The sequence below is a fragment of the Sneathiella aquimaris genome (genome assembly GCF_026409565.1).
GTDB classification, from domain to species: Bacteria; Pseudomonadota; Alphaproteobacteria; order Sneathiellales; family Sneathiellaceae; genus Sneathiella; species Sneathiella aquimaris.
Map to the genome: position 1 here is coordinate 2,979,588 of NZ_CP112881.1, position 20,335 is coordinate 2,999,922.

At 48.7% G+C, this 20,335-nt stretch carries 15 protein-coding genes and 1 tRNA gene; 9 read left to right on the forward strand and 7 right to left on the reverse strand.

Translation table 11 applies throughout. The features are described from left to right. Positions 1–126: 126 nt before the first annotated feature. Complete coding sequence (locus OIR97_RS13995) at positions 127–1,152, forward strand: hypothetical protein (protein WP_169542876.1); 1,026 nt, start codon at positions 127–129, stop codon at positions 1,150–1,152. Positions 1,153–1,297: 145 nt separating this feature from the next. Here OIR97_RS13995 and OIR97_RS14000 read toward each other — a convergent pair whose 3' ends face one another. Then, positions 1,298–4,585, reverse strand: a complete 3,288-nt coding sequence (locus OIR97_RS14000; RefSeq protein ID WP_169542877.1) for an adenylate/guanylate cyclase domain-containing protein — start codon at positions 4,583–4,585, stop codon at positions 1,298–1,300. Between the two features lie 479 nt (positions 4,586–5,064). Beyond that, entirely contained in the window at positions 5,065–6,612 is a 1,548-nt protein-coding gene (locus OIR97_RS14005; RefSeq protein WP_169542878.1) for a winged helix-turn-helix domain-containing tetratricopeptide repeat protein, read from the reverse strand. Between the two features lie 125 nt (positions 6,613–6,737). Here OIR97_RS14005 and OIR97_RS14010 point away from each other — a divergent pair, with 125 nt between their 5' ends. The 3 genes from OIR97_RS14010 (at position 6,738) to OIR97_RS18820 (ending at position 8,974) form a co-directional block, all read left to right on the forward strand. Continuing rightward, positions 6,738–7,340, forward strand: coding sequence for a DUF1326 domain-containing protein (locus OIR97_RS14010; RefSeq protein WP_169542879.1), 603 nt, complete (start codon positions 6,738–6,740; stop codon positions 7,338–7,340). Further along, positions 7,340–8,125 (forward strand): DUF2182 domain-containing protein, encoded by a 786-nt coding sequence (locus OIR97_RS14015; protein ID WP_169542880.1) that lies wholly within the window; start codon positions 7,340–7,342, stop codon positions 8,123–8,125. The genes OIR97_RS14010 and OIR97_RS14015 overlap by 1 nt, the downstream gene beginning before the upstream one ends. A 291-nt stretch (positions 8,126–8,416) precedes the next feature. After that, entirely contained in the window at positions 8,417–8,974 is a 558-nt protein-coding gene (locus OIR97_RS18820; protein WP_169542881.1) for a DUF6151 family protein, read from the forward strand. A 138-nt stretch (positions 8,975–9,112) separates the two neighbouring features. On the opposite strand, the gene OIR97_RS14020 is transcribed toward OIR97_RS18820, so the two are convergent. Continuing rightward, positions 9,113–9,532 (reverse strand): hypothetical protein, encoded by a 420-nt coding sequence (locus OIR97_RS14020; RefSeq protein WP_169542882.1) that lies wholly within the window; start codon positions 9,530–9,532, stop codon positions 9,113–9,115. Between the two features lie 203 nt (positions 9,533–9,735). Further along, positions 9,736–9,812 (reverse strand) — tRNA-Met (locus tag OIR97_RS14025). A gap of 206 nt (positions 9,813–10,018) precedes the next feature. Between OIR97_RS14025 and OIR97_RS14030 the strand changes: the two genes are divergently transcribed. Then, a complete protein-coding gene (locus OIR97_RS14030) occupies positions 10,019–11,233 on the forward strand; it encodes a DUF3095 domain-containing protein (protein WP_169542883.1) in 1,215 nt (404 codons plus the stop codon). Here the strand turns inward: OIR97_RS14030 and mnmA are convergent. The 3 genes from mnmA to flgK form a co-directional block, all read right to left on the reverse strand. Continuing rightward, positions 11,211–12,344 carry a tRNA 2-thiouridine(34) synthase MnmA gene (gene mnmA, locus OIR97_RS14035; RefSeq protein WP_169542884.1) on the reverse strand — a complete coding sequence of 378 codons (1,134 nt, stop codon included), beginning with the start codon at positions 12,342–12,344 and terminating at the stop codon, positions 11,211–11,213. The two genes, OIR97_RS14030 and mnmA, sit on opposite strands and share 23 nt — an antisense overlap. Before the next feature lie 88 nt (positions 12,345–12,432). Further along, positions 12,433–13,395, reverse strand: a complete 963-nt coding sequence (locus tag OIR97_RS14040) for a flagellin (RefSeq protein ID WP_169542885.1) — start codon at positions 13,393–13,395, stop codon at positions 12,433–12,435. A 23-nt stretch (positions 13,396–13,418) separates the two neighbouring features. Then, entirely contained in the window at positions 13,419–15,515 is a 2,097-nt protein-coding gene (flgK, locus tag OIR97_RS14045; protein ID WP_169542886.1) for a flagellar hook-associated protein FlgK, read from the reverse strand. Positions 15,516–16,030: 515 nt separating this feature from the next. Here flgK and OIR97_RS14050 point away from each other — a divergent pair. The 4 genes from OIR97_RS14050 (at position 16,031) to sciP (ending at position 20,245) form a co-directional block, all read left to right on the forward strand. Further along, positions 16,031–17,671 (forward strand): flagellar hook-length control protein FliK, encoded by a 1,641-nt coding sequence (locus tag OIR97_RS14050; RefSeq protein WP_169542887.1) that lies wholly within the window; start codon positions 16,031–16,033, stop codon positions 17,669–17,671. A gap of 30 nt (positions 17,672–17,701) precedes the next feature. Beyond that, positions 17,702–18,403, forward strand: coding sequence for a flagellar hook assembly protein FlgD (locus tag OIR97_RS14055; protein WP_169542888.1), 702 nt, complete (start codon positions 17,702–17,704; stop codon positions 18,401–18,403). 61 nt (positions 18,404–18,464) lie between these two features. Next, complete coding sequence (gene flgE, locus OIR97_RS14060) at positions 18,465–19,793, forward strand: flagellar hook protein FlgE (RefSeq protein ID WP_169542889.1); 1,329 nt, start codon at positions 18,465–18,467, stop codon at positions 19,791–19,793. Between the two features lie 152 nt (positions 19,794–19,945). Next, positions 19,946–20,245 carry a CtrA inhibitor SciP gene (sciP, locus tag OIR97_RS14065; RefSeq protein WP_169542890.1) on the forward strand — a complete coding sequence of 100 codons (300 nt, stop codon included), beginning with the start codon at positions 19,946–19,948 and terminating at the stop codon, positions 20,243–20,245. The last annotated feature ends 90 nt before the right edge of the window (positions 20,246–20,335 follow it).

The window sequence follows — 20,335 nt, forward strand, 5'->3', positions numbered from 1 at the left end:
TTCTTGAGACTGGATCATACTGCGCATCTTGAAGTTTTTATGACTTGCTCTTTATTTTATATTTTTCTAATGTAAAATTATGCCATTACATTGTTGATGGCTATAAAACGGTTCTGGGGGGGAACAATGAAAAATATATTCAAGCGAATTCCCGTATATTTAGCGTTTTTCTTTATACCGTTATCAGCCTGCGCCCAACAGCCTGTTCCAGATTCTACTGGAAAGCCATGGCAGGCAATAACACCAACCAATTTGGTCCTTGCAGAAAATTTTGACCTGGCAGCCATGAGGCCTGCGAAACCCCGCGCGCCAATGCCTGTCAATAAGGCGCTTTCAAGTGAAGAAAACCTGGTTGAAGCCCTGAAAATCTTTAATTCGATCAAAAAAGGCGATGACAAGGCAGGTTATTCGCTAACCCAGTTGTGGAACGAAGTCACTACGCAAAATGTTCCGCGTACGCAAAATGGAATTGGAGGCGTTCCGTCTTATGCTTTTTTATCGGCTGCAGGAAAGGCACTTCTATTAACGACCGATCCTGGAGGGCCCGTGAAATTTAACAATTCTGTCCGTGTCAGGCTTTCCATGTCCGGCCAAATACTGAACTACAAATTTGACAAAATGACAGGCAGCGGCGTGTTGATTGCTGCAACCTACCTGACCACAACGGTAACGCCCGTTGTCACTATGACAAATCCTTTCTCAAACTCCCCGAAACCCGAACCCGTAATGGGACAGGCAAGTGTCGAAGCTGAAGCCTTCATTTGGAAAGTCCGTGTAAAACCGGGTGGATTCACGATTGTCAATAAATGGCGCGATGATGATCCTTTTCCCGGAACAATTCCTTTTACGCGTGAAATGGTGGCAAGATCAAATGCATTGGGTCACAACTACAAGCTTTGGGCGAAAGGTAAAAAAATAAGGATCAAGGATGTCTGGCATGCTGAGATGTTGAACGGAAACTGGAATTGGGAAAGGGTCGATAATTCAAGCTCGTCCACCTCTCCCTATAAGCACCTTTACACCTCTAGCGACGACAATTGCATTGATATGCTGTTTCAGGGATACCCTCCAGCCGATCTGGCAGACATGGCGCCGCCGCTCTATTGTCTGGGCCGATGCACGAACCCGCTTATCGTCAATACAGGCATGTAAGCCATCCAGCACCGAGTTCACCATGGCTTTCACTTTAACGGCTCATTCGTTTGATGGGCCGGAAAGATTGATCATCGCCAATCTCAATTCTGCTCACCAAGGCCGCCATGCCAGCCCCTAACCGGCTGGGATTATCGGACCTTTGTCAGTTGATCTTTTGCAGCAGACGGGACTGTAAAACAACGCCGTAATATGCTTCAATTCCAGAGGCAAGCTTTGCGATCTTCTCTTCTGTAATTGCGTTGGTTCGCGCCGCGTTGATCAAGGCGCGTTGCTCCAGCGCCAAAGCCTTTTGTTGCCTGGCAACAGCCATGGCCTTGTTCAGACAATCCTGTACCAAAGCAGAACCCGGATTAACCGAATGGGTAAACTGGCTCATCAAGCGCAAGGTTTCCGCTTCATAAAAGCTGACGTCGGTTTCGCTGTTTTCAACCAAGGCCTGTTGCAACAATCCCAAACCCGTTTCATATCGGCCCGCCCAGCCGTGGATCTCGGCCTCCAGCGTCAGGCTGTAGGGCTTAATCTGCAAGGCCCCGGTACTTTCATATATCGCCTGTCCCTCGCGCAATATCTTTAGCCCCTCATCGCACTCCCCCGACCCGGCGATAGACCATCCGAATATAATCGACGCCCACCCCAACCAATAGGGAAACGAAAACTCAGCCGCAATCTCTCTGGCTTCAGACGCATACTTTTGGGCTTTTTTATAATCCTGATCTGTTTGGCAGACTGAGGAGGCAATCGATTTTGCATATGCCGTGCTGAACGGATGATTTAGTCTATCCGCAAACGCGATTGCTTCTTTCATCTGCTTATTGGCCTCGCCGGTCTTACCCAAAAACCAATTTGCCCAACTTCTTACGCTGACGGCAATGACGTTTGGATCCGTTCCCTGATCAAAAGCCTGAACGCTGTGCAATTTCTGATCATACAGTGAGATAGCCTGAGACAAGTGATCCGCCGCATATCGAAAATCACCTGCAAAAAATCCACACATGCCAACAGATCGATGTCCCCCCATCAATAACGTCTGATCATTTTGCTCGATCGCTGTTTCCAGTTCCTGATCTGCAAGCGTTCGGGCATCGTTGATTTTACCGTTCAGGAAAAAGACATTGGCAAGTCCATGCGAAGCGGCCACCCGTTGATGGATCGTTCCAACCTTCTTCCCTAACGTTGCGGCCTTGTCGTAGTTCTCTTTGACGTCAGACGCTGACCAACCATGTATCGCCAGTAAGGATGCCCCGAGGGCAAGGCGGATACCCAGCTCATATTCGTCCTGTTGGACATCGACAGTAAAATATTTCAATTCACGCAACGCTTTTTCAAGGTTGAACACTGCTTCTTGTTGTTCTGACCTTTCAGCCGCCCGCTTACCCGCCAATATCCAAAAATCTGCCGCTTCAACAGGTCGGTGCGCCTTGGAAAGGTGATGGGCAATTTGCTGTGGATAGTCTGAGATTACTTCAGGATAGTCGCGGATATACACATCCGCAATCTGGCTATGATAGGTCAGCCTTTTGCTTTTAAGAAGCGCTTCATATGCGGCGTTTTGAATTAACGCATGCTTGAAAACATAATGCACGTCCCCGCCATGTTGATGTTCCGTCACCAGGCCGGAGCGAACCAAAAGGCGAAGCGTGTGCTGGATATCCTCTTTATACATTGGCACCAGCATTTCAATTAACGTTCCGCTGAATTCACGCCCGATAACCGCTCCAATCTGGGCAACAATTTTCCCTTCTGCCAGACGATCCAAACGCGCAATGAGCGACGCCTGCAGGGATATCGGTATTTTTTCCGTTTTCGATCCATTGTCGAGCAACGAACGGGTCATTTCCTCCACATATAGTGGAATACCTTCCGCTCGTTTAGCAACTTCCTCAATGACCTTGGGCTTTAAGACATTACCCCCAAGTCTGTTGGCTATCTTCCTGCAATGCTCCATTCCAAGGCGCTTGAGATTGATTACTGTTGTCGGTGTTTCACTGCTGGAAGGAGGGGTATAATCCGGGCGATGGGAAACTATCATCAGAATAGGAAGATCTTTTAGAAATGGCATGATTTCCAAAAACAATGTTTCCGTTGTCGGATCAATCCAATGAGCGTCTTCCAGCACGAACAGTACCGGCTGCGACTGAGCGCATTTCTTTAATTGATTTACAATGGCGTCCATCAACAGAACGCGCCTTTGATGAGCGGGCAAATTCAACGGCTTGTATTGTCCGAGATAAGGTAATGAAAGAAGCGAAGCGAAAAGAGGGACATCTCGCGGCAGATCTTCTGAAATATCCTCCAGCAACATCTCGAGTTTATTAAGGCGATTTTCATTCGTGTCGTCATACGTAATATTGGCCGCCAGTTTAATGCGCTGAATGATGGGGAAAAATGCACTATTTGCATGAAAAGCCGAGCATTGATGCTGAAGGTCAAGGTGGCGCATTCCTCGTATCTCATGCCGGATCTCTTCAATAATCCTCGACTTCCCAATTCCCGCTTCCCCTGAAATAATCAGAAACTGGCCCTGCCCATGGCAGGCCCGACTCCAGGCATCTCGGATAATCGACAATTCCCGTGTCTGCCCTACAAATTCTGATATCATTTTTTCATGAAAAATGCTGAACCGACTCCCCACTGACGCCTCTCCAACGACCAACCACATGGGGACTCGCTCTTCAAATCCCTTTAAATTAACAGGAGCCAATTCTTCAAGGATGAAAGACTGCCCAACCAGCTCCTTTGTCATGGCACTGATTGCAATTTGATCTGGTTTCACCGCGCTTTGTAGACGAGCAGCCAAATTGGGGGTCACTCCTGTGACCTCACCGATACCCCGCTCTGTTTCACCGTCCAGATTACCGACGACCACTTCTCCCGAAGCGATACCAACGCGCGTTCTCAGTTTCAGGTTTCCAATGACCGATAAATCCTTCACCGCCGATATAATATCCAGACTGGCATATATGGCCCGCACGGCCTGATCTTCATGGGCCAACGGCCACCCAAAATATATTAACGCGCCATCCCCCAGAAACTTAGCAACGAACCCGCCATACTTTTTCACCACAGTGATGATGGTATTTTCATATTGATTTATGAGATGGCGAAGATCCTCCGGATCAAGCTGTTGTGATAACGCCGTAGACCCAACAAGATCACAGAAAACGACTGTCAGAAGCCGACGCTCTGCTGCGGTTCGCGGGATCTCTGCCAACCCTTTTAAAACAGATCCAGTGCTTTTATCTGGTGTCAGGCCTGCTGGATTTACCGCGCGCAATATTCTTTTCCGAGGACCCATTGGCAGTCCAAGTTCTTTTAAATCCGCATCGTTCAGATCCGAAACATCCTCAAAAGTGATCTCATTTTCCCGAAAAACCTCGATATACTTATCAAGGTCAAGATCAGTCAGCCATTGTCGTAAAGTATCGGACATCGACATTTCTCTTTATTTTGACGACAGGAAAGAAATTTACAGTTGGAACAAGCGTATATTCAGGGGAACTGTAATAATAAGAGTAGTAAATCGCGCCTTATACTTCCCGAACAATATTCTTTATATCAGAATTAAAGAATATAGTTAAGATATCAAGTAGAACCCCAATTATCCCGGATGTTAAAAGCTTGGCTTGGGCAATTCTCCAGTCGCAAAAGGGGCACCTGTCATGGATATCAACAGATGTTCGATTGCCCTTGATCTACGTCAGTTTCATTGAAAAGGATCAATTCTGTTTCAGATCAAAGCATGGTTTACCCGAAGATTTGAAGGGTAGCCCTCCAAAGAATGAATTTTGTTCTGTAACCATTTCCGGGCCAGACACCGGGATATGACAATCAGGGAGACCGTTTCAGGAGTACTTAAAACCCGCCTGTTTCGACCAGATTGAAACGATTTCGTGGTCGCCATTCGGCTTCCTATTCAGGGTGGCCGGCCTTACGCAAACCTTCCATAATGTGATCAAAATCATCCGGTGCCAGGTTCCATTTATGCATTTCAGCGGCAACGGAAATATCTGGCTTCAGTTTGTTCATCTGATCAAGCGAGCGCGCCGCTTCCTCTCGGCCCAATTGACCCAAGGCAGCCGCATTCAGAAGATGTGTCCAGTAAAAATCAGGCATGCTGATACGGGCAATATCGACAAGCGTCTCTTCATAGGCGCCTTCATGATAATGGAACCGGGCATTAGCAAAATGATACCACCCCGGATGCAGTGGGTTTAATGCCTGTGCCCGTCTTGACAACTCGGTCCCGCGATCAAATTCTCCCATATAAGCAAGGAAATGACCAATATCGGCTAGAATTTCTGGATCATTCGGATTGAGATCCAAGGCCCGTTTGGCCTCAGCCTCGAACTTTGCGTTGTCTTTTTGGAAAAAATGGACAATTGCCAACCAGCAATGAGCGTAGGCATTTTCTGGATCGAGCCGGGTAGCCGTAAGCGCCATCCTCAAGGCACGGTTCACAGGGTCAGGCCGCGGGTTGGCATCAAATCGATATTCTGCGAGATAAACATTGGCAAGCAACGCATATGCATCAGCATAATTCGGATCAAGCGAAATAGCTTTTTCCAGGAGATCGCGCGCCTCGGCATGCATTTCCTCGTTAAGTGTTGCGGTGTAGCGCCGGGCCCGTAGCAGGCAATCATACGCGTCAAGGTTCGAAGGACTTTTTTCAAGCGACCGCGTCAACGCAGCGTTTTGAATTTTAATGCCCAGGGAAGCAACAATCATGTGGGTCACGGCATCCTGAACAGCGAACAGGTCCGACATTTCCCGATCGTACCGATCCGCCCATATGGAAACACCACTGGCGGCCTCAACCAGTTGAACGGCAATACGCAATCGTTCTCCGTCACGCCGAACGCTCCCATCAACGATGAAATCGGCCTGCAGTCTTTCGGCGATTTCAGAGGCTCTCAATAACCGATCTTTAAAATGAAAGGACGACCCTCCGGCAATCACGCGAATTTCACTGAAATGAGTTAGGTTGGAAATTATGTCTTCGGTCAAACCATCACAGAAATACTCATCAAAGCCGTTACTTGATTTCTTGAACGGCAAAACCGCCAGTGTTGTCGTGACCGTTGCTTTGCAAGGCGTTACGTCAGGCAGAGGCCACAGAGTATCAGAACTTGCCGGATCGCTTGATGCCTCGTTCGCAGTTACCTCGCCGACAAACCGAAAACCACGACGCGGAATGGTGCGAATAAGGGCTTGGGTCCGCCCCGTATCGCCAATGGCACGCCTGGTGGCAAAAATTCGGCTGCTCAACGTGGTGTCAGAAATTGCCCGCCCATCCCAGATTGCGCTAATCAGCTCGTCTTTTGACACGACACGATCCCGGTTTTCGACAAGATGCTGAAGCAAACTGAATACTTGGGGCTCTATATCCAGTGCCTCTCCGTCGCGGTTGAACTCAATTTTCACCGTATCCAAATGGTATTCGCCAAACCGGTAAATCATTTTTTAGCCCAATCATGACCAGAAATCATTGGAATCTGAATGTAATCTCAATCTTCTCTTCAAGCAATGGTTGCTGATTGCTCCTAACGTCGGATGGTCATTCTTACTAAAAAAGGAAGAAAACCATGTCCTGGTCACTAAGCGGTACCTATTTTGAAAGCTGTAACTGCAACGTTGTCTGCCCGTGTATTTTCTTAGGCCCGCCAACCACCGGTGAATGCACCGCCCTTGTTGGCTGGCATATTGACGAGGGGGATGACGAAGGGGTTTCACTCTCAGGCTTGAATGTCGCGCTTGCGGTCCACACTCAAGGAAATATGGCTGAAAACCAATGGAATGTCGCCGTCTATGTTGATGCGCGTGCCGACGAAAAACAGAATGCCAGTCTCATGAAAATTTACGGCGGTCAGGGCGGCGGACACCCGGCCCGTCTTGCCAGCCATATCGGCGAAATTGTCGGGGTCAGACAAGTGCCCATTGAATTCACATCTGCCAACGGCAAGCATTCTTTAAAAATACCCGAAATTGCGCATACCGAGATTGAAACCAGCACCGGGCAGGGAGATGGACCAATTTCAATATCCGGCCATCCTTTATGCATTGCACCGGGACAAACCCTGACAGTGGCAAAATCAAACAGCTTTTCCTATGCTGATCATGACATGGCGTGGGAGTTTTCTGACAAAAGTGGTCTTTTCTCGCCGTTCAGCTATCAAAGTGAACAATAATGACCGACGGAGCAAAAGCCAGCACGGGTTCGCCCTCCTCTGTCGCCAGACTAGCCCTCGTGACAACCGGACCGATTGCCATTGCAATTGGCAGCTGGATCTATCTAGGGGTAATGATTGCCGATATGTCTGCCATTCCGGGCATGTCGGCAATGATGATGAACCCCGCAATGCTCGATCCACTGCAACTTTTCGGGTTGTTTTTAATGTGGGCGATAATGATGGCTGCCATGATGCTTCCGACAGCCGCACCAATGATCATCGCCTATGCCCGCATGCAGATGGTGGATCGGAATAATGGCGCAGGCTGGATGCCCGTCTTTATGTTCTCAGGCGGCTATGTTGTCGCCTGGGCAGGCTTTAGTCTGGTGGCGGCAGTCATGCAGGCAGGCCTTACTGAATTTTCCGCGATGTCACCGATGATGATGAAGGTGGCCGCGGGCCCGATTGCCGGCACAATCGTTATCATCACCGGAATATATCAGTTTACGCCACTCAAACAATCGTGCCTGCGTCAGTGCCAATCGCCGATCAGTTTCCTGATGACCCGATGGAAAAACGGTAGCAGGGGCGCTCTGCGAATGGGACTTTCGCACGGTTTGTTCTGTGTTGGCTGTTGTTGGGCGTTGATGGGATTGCTATTCGTCACCGGTATCATGAATACAGGCTGGATCATCGCCATTACCGCCTATGTATTGATCGAAAAAATCGTGCCCAGCCCCCAACGTCTTTCAAAACCAATTGGGGCAGTCTTGATTGCCGCCGGGCTTTGGATGGTATTCTGAAACGCCCGGAGATCTCTCTGCCGGCATCATCTGTAACGGCGCCCGCAAACGAACAGTGACCACCGGACAAAAAAAGCTTGAACATACTGTCTGACGAGGGCTTGCAGCACCCTTACGGTCGTCGATTAATGCACCAGTATTGGATGCTGACTGCGCGTCCAAAAATGTCTTGGTCACAAAAAGAACACAGGGCACGCAAAAATTGTATATCAGATAAGCTTAACCCCTTTCATCCTTTCATAACACTGATAACGTGGGAACATCCAAGCGTGATGACAGACAGGATACCCCATGAAAATTCAATGCCAGTGCGGCAAGGTTCAGGCTCAACTGACAGGCTTTCCAAGACACACACCCGGTAGGCTTGTATGTTATTGTAACGACTGCCAGAATTTTCTGGAAAAAATCAACCGTACCGATCTTTTGGATGAGTACGGCGGAACCGAAGTCATTCCAGTTTACCCGAGTGAAATTGAAATTCTAAAGGGCAAGGAATTTTTGCGGTGCAATCGCCTTACTCCGGAGGGCCTAAACCGATGGACGGCTGACTGCTGTAATTCACCCATTGCAAACACCAAATCCAATTTTCCTTGGGCGGGTTTAATGCACTCAGTATTTACGGTGGAGGATCCCAATTTTCTCCAAAATTTCGGCCCGATCCGCGCCCGGATCATGGGGCAATACGCAAAGAATAATCCGGCATTTAAAATTTCAGACAAAATAAGCCTCTTGGATATGCTCAAAGTTTTTCCCTTCATACTCAAAGGAAAAATCCTGAAAAAACACAAACACTCACCATTCTTTGAAGACGATGGCACAACGCCAGTTTCGCCGCCAAAACTGCTTTGATCGTTGGTGGGTCGTCCTCCCCCCATCTCCAGATCGGCCGCCGAAGGTTCCGTCAACGATAGGATAAGTAGCATTACGAGAGGCTATTCGCTGTCAATAAAACCGGGCGCTATTTAATGGGTGGGAATATTAGCTATACTAACCTAACGCATATTCGCTCAAGCACCTCTCCAACACCACACTTGGTTTCGCTGTTGAATATACACCTTCCGAATTCCACTGGACTTCTTCGCCCTTTTTCCCAACATTTTCTCGAAATATATCCAGTAGAATATCGTGTTCTACGAGATACCATCGCTTCGCTTTTTTTATCGGAAAAGCAATGCAAATGTCTTTATCCGTATATTTTTTAGAAACAGTTGGTCGTGCCTTTAATTGTACTTTTAGTGTTAGATCCCCATCGCAATGAACGGCTAAAAAATCTGCACCGCCCCAATCGTCTGAAAGCTTTATGCAATTGAATCCGTATTCAGCCAATTGTCCAGCAACAACTTGAAAATTGTAGATTTCTTTTTGCTTCGCATTGAGTTCTTTATAGTTGATCTTGGTAAGCTTCATTATGGAATTAGGCCCCAACCCATTACGTGCACAAAGGCATCTCAGACACCGCAGTCAGAGTGTACACAGCCAGTGCCCAACGAACCAAAAACACCCGCACGGCCATCGACATTCTGGAACAATAAGACAACAAAAGTGGAAAACCATAGTGGAAAACTACAGCAGCTATACTGTCGCATATTTTGATAAGTGATTGAAAGTATTGGTAGCGGAGGAGGGACTCGAACCCCCGACACGCGGATTATGATTCCGCTGCTCTAACCAGCTGAGCTACTCCGCCACACGGTATATGAAAACATATACGAGGACACCCGAAGGTGTGTCTGGAAGCCGGTTTTTAGGGTCTTTTTACAGCGCTGTCAAGCGCGTAAATCAAGAAAATGCATGCTTATTTCGACGGTATCCTGTTTTTTACTTCTCAATTTCTTTTGGATGCCTATCCTAATAGAAATCAAACTGAAAATTTTACTAAGGCAATTCCCGTTCATGGAGCAGTCAAAAGATTTTTTTGCGTCTTTAACGCCCGTTTCAGAATTTTCTGCCGTGACCCAGAATGATGCCTATACGCCTTTACCTAAAGACTGGATCATTGTTCTTGCTGATGTAAAAGGATCGACCAAAGCCATTCAGGAAGGTGCCTACAAGAACGTCAATATGGTTGGCGCGGCCTGTATAATGGGCATTCTTAATCTGCTTGATGAAACGGACCTGCCCTATGTTTTTGGCGGCGATGGCGCGACCCTAGCGATCCCTGCCTCTTTTCAACAGGTCGCAGAAACATTTCTGATCCAGATCCGCGCTCTGGCCGCCACAAATTTCGGCCTCAGCCTGCGGGTTGGGATCATCCCGGTGTCAGATATTCTGGATAAAGGGCATTCCGTTGATGTTCTTAAATATGAGGTCAGTCCGAATTTATTCCTCGCAATGTTCTCTGGCGGTGGCCTTCTGGAAGCTGATCGTCTGCTGAAGGATGAGTCCCCGGACAACCCCTATATCATTTCTCCCGAGGCGAAACCTGAAACACCGCCTGACCTCCATGGCCTTTCCTGCCGCTGGGAGCCCATCGTCTCGCGCAATGGCCGAATGGTCAGCCTGATGATTAACAGCCCCTCAGGAAGTGCGGACGAGAAATCCCGCTTATATCGTGACATTCTTGAAAAACTGAACAGCATTCTGGACCAGAGAGTGGCCGCCTTTCGGCCGACGACCGAACAAAATCTTAAACTGCGCTGGCCCCCGCGCGGTTTGTGGGCAGAAGCCAAGCTCACCGCGCAAAACCAGAATGTGCTGAAGGTCTTTGCCGGATTGATCTGGCAAAGCTTTATCCATTACGTTCTGGATGCATCCGGTAAAAAGGCAGGCAGCTATGACGGCACGGTTTACCGAACAGAGCTGATCGCCAATACTGACTTTCAGCGTTTTGACGACATGATCCGACTGGTCTTGGATTGCCGCGAAAATCAGATCGCTGCAATGGAAACCTATCTGGATGCGCTCCATGAAGAGGGGAAAATTGTCTATGGTATGCATCAATCAGACTCTGCCTTGATGACCTGCCTGATTTTCAATCTGGCGAAAGGCGCCCATATTCATTTTGTTGATGGCGGAGATGGCGGCTTTGCCCTTGCCGCGATAAACATGAAAAAACAACTGGCAGAGCTCGCCCAAAAGAAGGTGTCTAAGCAGACTGAGAAACCGTAACCGGTGCTTCCGTACCGGCAATCCACCCGCCGCCTAAAAGACGCTCCCCGTCATACATGACGCACGCCTGCCCCGGAGAAACGCCCGCTTCCGGATCCGCTAACCGCACTTCAGCCCATCCATCGGGCGCACCGAAAACAGTCGCTTTCATAGGCTCCTGCGTCGAGCGCACCTTGACCATGACCTCTGTTCCCTGGTCAGAAAGCGGAGTGTCACCAATCCAATTCATCTCCCGCAGGGAAATCCCGGCAACAAGAAGGGCTTCAGGCGGACCAACAATCACACGGTTCTGAACCGGATCCAGACGAACCACATAGATCGGTGTCCCGGTGGCAATGCCCAAACCCCGCCGCTGCCCAATTGTGTAATTAATAATACCAGAATGCCGGCCCAGTATATTGCCGGCCAGATCAACAATGTCGCCTTCTTTGCCCGCACCAGGGCGGATCCGTTCGATCACGCTGGCATAATTTCCGTTGGGCACAAAACAGATATCCTGACTCTCCGGCTTCGCCGCCACAGACAAATTGTATTTTTCGGCAAGCGCCCGGGTTTCTTCTTTCGTCAATCCCCCCAACGGAAAGCGCAAATAATCTGCCTGTTCCTGTGTTGTTGCGAACAGAAAGTAGCTTTGATCTTTTATCGAATTCTGCCCGCGATAAAGCCTGGCATTTTTAAGCCCGCCTTCCCGGCGAATGTAATGACCGGTCGCCAACGCAACCGCCCCCAAATCCTGAGAGGTTTCCAGCAAATCGCGGAATTTAACAGTTTGGTTACACCGAACACACGGCACCGGGGTTTCTCCGCGCAGATAGCTATCCGCAAATTCATCCATTACGCTGTCTTGAAAGCGATTTTCATAATCCAGCACGTAATGGGGAATACCGATCGCATCGGCAACACGCCGCGCATCGTGAATGTCCTGACCGGCGCAACAGGCCCCTTTTTTCTGAACCGCAACGCCATGATCATACAGTTGTAGCGTGATCCCGACGACGTCATAGCCCTGATCTTTCAGCAGGGCAGCCGTAACCGAGCTGTCCACGCCACCAGACATGGCAACGACAACGCGGGTTTCTTCCGGTGCTGTATCAAAACCTAATGAATTCATGGCGCGCACTATAGGCCCCATTTAGCAGGATGCAAGTTTTCTGAGCGCAGGCGTTATCGCCATCACATTTTAAGGCCTAAAAAGCCCTTTAACGCAGGAAATTAAGAAGACTAAGCCGGTTTACCTGACTCAATACATTATAGGACGCTTCCAGCGCAAAATTCTTCTGATTGAGATTCGTAATAGCCTCTGCCGCATCGACATCTTCAATATTACTGATAAACACTTTTGACTGGTCGATCTGCGCATCCAGTGAAACAAGTGTCTCATCAACAATCTTCTGGTTAAGACCATTAATACCCCGTTTTTCAGCAAGATTTTTTACCAGATCTTCCAAATTCGCGATTTCACCGGTCAGGAAAGCCTGATCAGAAGCACTCAGCGGCGTTGATGCTGGTCCTGCCGGACCGGCCGGAACCGGGGCGGTCGATGGAACAGTACCATTTTGCCATAAAACGATGCGTTGGATGGCCGTCATGATTTCAAGGCCGACATCATCCGCCAGTATGCCCAGCTCGATCGACCGGTTTTCATCAATTTTGATTGTCTTTTTCAAAGAGTTGTTTACGAAAATATCAGTTGGAGGCTCTGCCGCTGTTAGCAAGTCACTCACCTGTGTGATATTCAGCGGCGATGTATCCTGTTTGGAGCCACTGAACAAATATCCTTCACTGGTCTGACTGTTCAAAAAATTCATCGTTGCCTCAAAGGCCCCTTCAATCGCAGCATCAAAACCCAGTGCCGTCGATGAGTTAATCGCGCCGATGACAGCCTCTTTCACATCCGTACCCGCCTTTTCAAGCCCGCCCAATGCTTGATCGTAGCTGAAGAGTGTCGATTTGATGACCCCGCCATTTTCTTTATGCTGCTCCAGGCGAGCAAGCAACGATTTTGCGCCCGTCAGGCTTGCCGTATCCTGATAAATATCCTTGTAGAAGTCCGCGACATGACCCGTGGACACCTGCCGTTGAGCCTTGTTCGCGGCCTGCTGGTTCTGCAACATGTCGTTTAACAGAAGCTGACTTTGCTGAAATGTTGAAACTCGTGTCATTTCTTTTCTCCTACAGGGCCCACTTAAACAATATTAAGCAGGATATCGTACATATCGCGCGCTGTTGTAATCACTCTAGCCGCCGCGTTATACGCATTTTGATACACAATAAGGTCTGCCAGTTCCTCGTCCATATTGACGCCGGAAATCGTCGCGAGCTTGTTTTCCAGTACCCCTTTTAACGCTTCACGATCTGAATAAAGGCTATCCGCACGGGCAGCATCCAGTCCGGCTTTGGCCAGAATTTGAGAAGCGTATTCTGACAGGGTAACATTTGATCCCGGCAGGCCACCGACCGTGCCAAAATTGGTTTTTGTCGATGTCAGGTTTTGAAATGCCAGTGCACCACGGTTATCAGAAAGGGTAATGGCCGGGGAGCCGGTTGGATCGATGTCGGCAAGTGCCATTGTCATTGGCAACACCAGAATATCGGACCGCACGGTAAAGCCCAACGCCTGATCTCCTGGAAAACGTAGACCAACACCAAACATATCGGGGAAGGATAAATTGGTGGCGCCACGCACAGTTGAATCATTTGAAACAGATAGTGTGTAGTTTTCGTAACCCGTTGCATAACTGATCTGAATGGAACCGTCGGAGGCAAGTGATGCGGTTCCGGCAGAACCAAGCCCCGTATTTATTTCTGTGATCACATCGTTCATCGTGGCCCCTATTGCGCCGAAATCCACCGTAAAAGTTGATGAATTTTCGCCGTTTGGACCCCGCACGATCATTTCTGTTATACCGGTAAAACCATGGCCATCCGTGCCTGACAGGCCGGTTGCAAAACTGGATTCTACTGTTGCTTCAACAAGATCGTTCATTCCGAAAAAATGAGAAAAGCCTTTACCGCCACGTTCTGAGGGCGTTGTTGCATCTTGCGCCATTCCAACGCCCGTTGCACCGCCTTGCGCGGTCATTGCCATGACCCCATTGGTCAGCGTCAAGGTTCCCGCGCCCAACGCACCATTTACTTCTGCCATTACATCAGCAACTGTGACCGTCCCGACATTATCAAAATCAACGGTGTAAGAGGCCGCGATATCATTATTGGCATCAAAGCTGTAAAAAGTCGCCTGCCCCGTAAATCCATGTGCATCAGTCGACAAAACACCAGAATTCTTTCCCGTCAATGTTGCCGGTGGCGGCACGGCGATATTATCGTTATGAACCGCATTGAACTGTTCTGCAGTTGCCGCAGCAAGGGTACCGATCTGATTATAAAGCGATGGCAATTCCACATTGCGCATATCAAGCCAGCCACGCAGCGAACCACCTGTCAATTCCGGGTCCAGTGGCAACCCGGTTGGTTCAATTGTCTGCGTGATGGTGTCGTATATGTTCAGGGAAACCTGATCAAAAACTGTTTCTGATGTTACCGTCGCAGCCGCATCATAAACAAGCTGCCTTGGCTGAAAATCAAGCAATTGCTGACCCGCGTTAGTGACGATCGCAAGTGATCCATCGCCTTGCGGGTAGGTTTTGACATCAACGATTTTCGAGATTTGATCAATGGCCTGATCCCGTTGATCTTCAAGTTCCCCCGTTGGCTGCTCTCCAACCGTTGCTGAAACAATCTCCAGGTTCAGCTCATAAATTCTTAAAATGGCCTGATTTACTGTATTGATTTCATTTTCAATGCGATTGTCAGCTTCTTTTCGAAGGCTCTGGATTTGCGTTTGCAATCGGTTGGTTTCAATTCCAAAGTTTTGAATTTCAGTCAGAGCTGCCGTGCGGGAAACTGACAAAGAGGGATCAACTGTCATCGCCGCAAAGGACGTGTGAATGCTATCCAGCTTGCCTGTTAAAGAGGTGTTTGCCGCTGGGTCCCCCATAAGCGCCTGTAAATCGCCATAAATCTCAGACATTGCACGATATTGTTCTGAACCAGCCGTTGATAGTCTCAGCTCTTTGGTAATGAACTGGTCTGTCACACGCCGGACATCTTCAACATTAACGCCAGATCCAATGCCGTTCAGCACCACAGAGGAATACAGAACCTCTTTTCTGGAATAGCCTTCGGTTTGGACGTTGGCAATATTGTTAGATGTAACGGACAGGGCCTGCTGATGAGACAGCATACCACTGACGCCAGAATTCATAATTGATGACAAGCTCATTTCAGGTTCTCCCGACTATTGGATCATCGCTAGGTAAAAAGATCCCTGAAATCTGTGTTTGACCGAAAATGTCATCCTGACGGCAGTTTTTTCCACACTGAAAAAACCGGACCCTTTCCAAACCAACACATTGATTTTCATATCTTTTTTTCAAAACAAACCTATTTTCTGATCCATAGATAACGACACAAATGTCGCGCTTTGACCTTTACAATGCAAAGAAGATGCCAAATCGATCTGTTTTGAGGAAACGCCAATTTTCCCTCTCACACGCCCCTATATATAAAGAGTGAAAACGTGATTTCAGAGGCGACATTTCCTGCCCGGCAGTTTTGGGCAATGATCCGGAAGTTTTTTCCCGCACCTCACAAACAGGGCCAGGTTGCTTTCACAATATTTGCCTGAAATGCCCGTAAAACTGCCAATTTAATTTTCTTCCCAAAACTGGCCCGCAGTTTGCATTAGTTAGGGCGAGACACAGACCGCAATAGGTAACTTGTAGAGAAAGTAAGAAAATGGATGTATCACAAACAGGAAAAAGTGAACGCACCCAATTTGCATGGGACATCGCCTATAAGAGTTCGCACACTGAAGATTTCTCCTCTTACATCAAAGAGGATCGAAACGCAGACGAACCTGTGCGTGAAGCCAAAGAAAAGCCAAGATATGACGATCGGCTGGAAGACGAACAGGATTATGATAAATCTGATGACGATCGTGACGCAGATCCCAGCGCCGCTTCTGACCAGCAGGATCTTAAAACCGACCCTGCTTATTCATCCATAGCTGCAGCCGCCCCAGTAAATACGGAAAGCACAGATAAATCAGCCACCTCTGCTGCGAACGCAGCCCCAATAACAGGCGCGGCAGAGAAAACAGCCGCCCAGACAGCGGCGACAGACGTTAAAGGTGCCCCATCCGGATCGGCGGAAAAAGCAGCGTCCGCTCCTGTCGCACAACAGGGCTTGACTGCCGGCACGACAGACCAGACGGCGGAACAAATGGCAGCCGCTTCCCAAAGCGAACCAGCCGACAAAGCCAAAGGCCCGCAGAAAGCAGCTGAACTGGGTTTGGCGGCCCAAGGGAACGCCGCAACAAACGCGATGGTTGGAAATGCAGCCGCTGCGGCGCAGAAAAACAATTCAAAAGCCAAGGGTGTTGACACAGTCACAAACCCGAATGCCGCATCTGCCCCAGGAAAACAGAGCGATCTACCGGTTAAAGCAGCCGCCGCTGAACACTCTTCTTCGGCAAAACAGGCTGAGTTACCGGCTGGGACTAATAAAGAGCAACCCAACGCATTAGGACTATTGCGCGCTGATGAAATGGCAAAAATGTCTGAAAAGGATGTTCTTTCTGCAAAAATCACTGAAATGCTCAACAGTGCGAAAGGGAAAGTCTCCCTGACCAGCACGCAGCCTCAAACAGCTGCGGGATCGAATTCCACCTCCCTGTTAAGCAACCAGACAGCCTTCTCTGCAACATCAGCCGCGACCCAAAATGCTGCGAACGGATCCACGGCAATAGACACGGTAACGCAGGCTGCACAGCAGGCTGAAACCCCTATTCACGTTCAAACCCCGACAACAGCCCCTGCTCCGATTATCCAGCAGGCATCAACGGACCCTTCATTAACAGGGAATTCATCCATGCAGGGTGCCGCCATTCCGGGTGTGGAAGCATCGTCAAGCAGTAGCAATAGCCAAGCAGCCAATAGTGCCCGTGCGACAATGCATGGAGGAAGCCCTGCTGAACAGGTTTCCAGACAAATTACCGCGGCCGTGAGAGAAGGAAATGACACGCTTAAAATCCAGCTCAACCCGGCAGAGCTCGGCCGCGTTGATATCAAACTGGAAATCGCACAAGACGGCAGAATTCTAGCGGCCATTGCGGCCGACAATCAGGACAGCCTTGATCTACTGCAACAAGATTCAAAAGCCTTGGAAAAAGCTTTGCAGGACGCTGGATTTGAAACCAGTGAAGACAGTCTGAGCTTTAGCTTGAACCAGCAACAACACCAGGACCGTGACTTTGATACCGCGCAAAACGGCAACACAGATGGAACGGAGCCCGCATTGGAAGAAACTGACACCAATCCAACCCCTCAACAAATTGCAAACCAGCTGAGTGACGGCGGTTTGGATATCGCGGTTTAAGATGCGGATCCGGAAACAGGAGTAACGTTAATGAATATTTCCGAGGCAAATGCCCAATACTATAACGAGGAGTCGAAGGCGGGCCAATCTGCGGTCAAGCTTGCCGATAACTTCGATGACTTCCTGACCCTGTTGACAACACAACTGCAAAATCAGGATCCGCTGAACCCAACAGATTCAACTGAATTTACCAATCAGCTGGTTTCCTTTACACAAGTTGAGCAAAGCATTGCGTCCAACCAAAATCTGGAAGCACTTATTAATCTGCAGTCGATCAGCCAGCAGAATAATGAGGCAACCATTCTTATTAACTATCTGGGCAAAACCATCGGATCGAACCTCAATATTGCAGGGCTCGACGAAGGTGAAGCAACCTGGAATATGGAGTTTGGCGCTACCGCTGACGAAGTCTCTTACTCGATTTATGATGAAGCGGGTAACAAAGTTTATACCATCGATGACACGGATGGTGTGGGCAAAGGACCGAATACCTTCACTTGGGATGGTACCATTAATGGCGGTGGACAGGCCCCGGAAGGTACTTACTTCCTAACCGTCGATGCCAAGACTGAGGGCGGCAGTGTTCCTGACGTCACCTTTAACTTCAAGGGACTTGCAACAAGTGCAGAAACAGTCAATGGCGTTCCCGTTTTGATGGTCAATGGTCTTCCAATCGGACTTTCAAATATCACCTCTGTTGAGGTTCCAGATTCATCAGGAGGAGCATCCTGATGTCATACACATATTTAAAATTGCTTATGGCAGGCAAGCAGTATTCTAAAGGAGTAAAAAAATGAGTCTTACAGCAGCAATGTTTTCCGGTGTATCCGGCTTGGCAGCACAATCCATGTCCATGGGAATGATCTCAGACAATATCTCCAACGCCAATACAATTGGCTATAAGGATACGCGCGCTGTCTTCTCTACCCTGGTAACAGAAAGCGCAACAGCCACAACTTATAGTCCGGGTGGTGTTACAGTTCACCCGACATCCCGTGTGGATCACCAAGGGCTGGTAACCGGATCATCCAACAGTACCAATATGGCCCTCGCTGGTCAGGGGTTCTTTGTTGTGCACACACTGGCCGACACCACTCAGTCTGGCGGTAACTATCTGTTTACCCGCGCAGGAACGTTTGAGCCGGATAGCGAAGGCCGCCTGAGAAACGCGCAGGGTTACTATCTGCAAGGATGGGAAATTGATCCAAACGGAAACATTCCAACCAACCAGTCAGATCTATCTGCATTGGAGCCAGTAAACGTTTCAGGTTTGACCGGTAACGCCGAGCCAACCTCTACTATTGGCCTTAAAATGAACCTGGCAAAAACTCAGGCAAGCTTTGGCGCGGGTTATGTTGCTGGCGACATGACAAACGGCACAACGACACCTCATTTCGTCCGTTCTTTCCAAGTCTACGATAGTGTTGGCGCGGCTCACTCCGTCAGTTTTAATTTCCTGAAAACGGGAACAGGTGCCACACCGAACGAATGGACTGTGGAAATCACCGCGGATCTTGACGACGACGGCACAGAAGATGTTTTGTCCACAGAGGTCGTGTCCTTTAACACAGACGGCACCCTTGATCTTTCTTCTGGTAATACGACCCAGACGAATACGATTACAATCCCGTGGGCCGCCACATTAGGTATTACAAGCCCGCAAAACATCACCCTTAATTTCGGGTCAGATGATCAGTCGGACGGCTTCACCAGTTTTGCTGGGAACTCGGAACTGGTTTCATCAGAAGTAAATGGTGCGCTTTTCGGAGCCTTTAACTCTGTATTTATTGATGAAGAAGGTAACGTTATTGCGAAATTCGATAATGGTACATCCCGTTATATCTATAAAATACCGGTCGCGACCTTCCCCAATCCTAATGAATTGACCAATAAGGACGGGAATGCGTATGACGAAACCCCTGAATCAGGGACCTTCACCCTGCGAGAGGCCACGCTTGGCGGTGCCGGTCGAATAATCTCCTCGGCAACGGAGGCATCGACGGTGGATATTGCGGAAGAATTTACCCGAATGATTGTCACCCAGAGGTCATATTCAGCGGCAAGTAAAATCATCACGACAGCTGATGAAATGCTTGAAGAATTGATCAGAATTAAACGATAACTTTTAACCTATTGATTTAATTAATGTTTCGCTCTCTTAAGTCAGAAAAAGGGAGCGAAACAAAAAATTAACCAACCTCTTTAGCGGTTTGTTAAATCCACGGCGGTACATTGGCCTCATAGGAAGTTAAGTCGGAGCAAGGTAGCGCCAACATGCAGTCCCAAACTGACATAAAAATTAGCCAGATCATTGGATTGGACGGAAAGCCCATGACAATAGAGGATCTGCCACCAAAGAACACGAAGAGGTGGGTCATTCGTCGTAAAGCAGAGGTCGTGGCCGCTGTTCGAGGCGGCCTGATCAGCCTGGATGATGCGTGTAATCGGTACAAACTATCGGTTGAGGAATTCTTATCCTGGCAGAAAGCTATTGATAAGCACGGCCTCCCCGGTTTACGGACAACCCGTTTACAGCAATACCGTCCCCCCGGTTTTCCGGTCGTCGGCGATTAACCTCGCCCATTACCATAACGAATTCATCCGCAAGATTATAACCCGGCGTCTAAACGTCGGGTTTTTTGCGTTTTATTTTACTTATCTAAT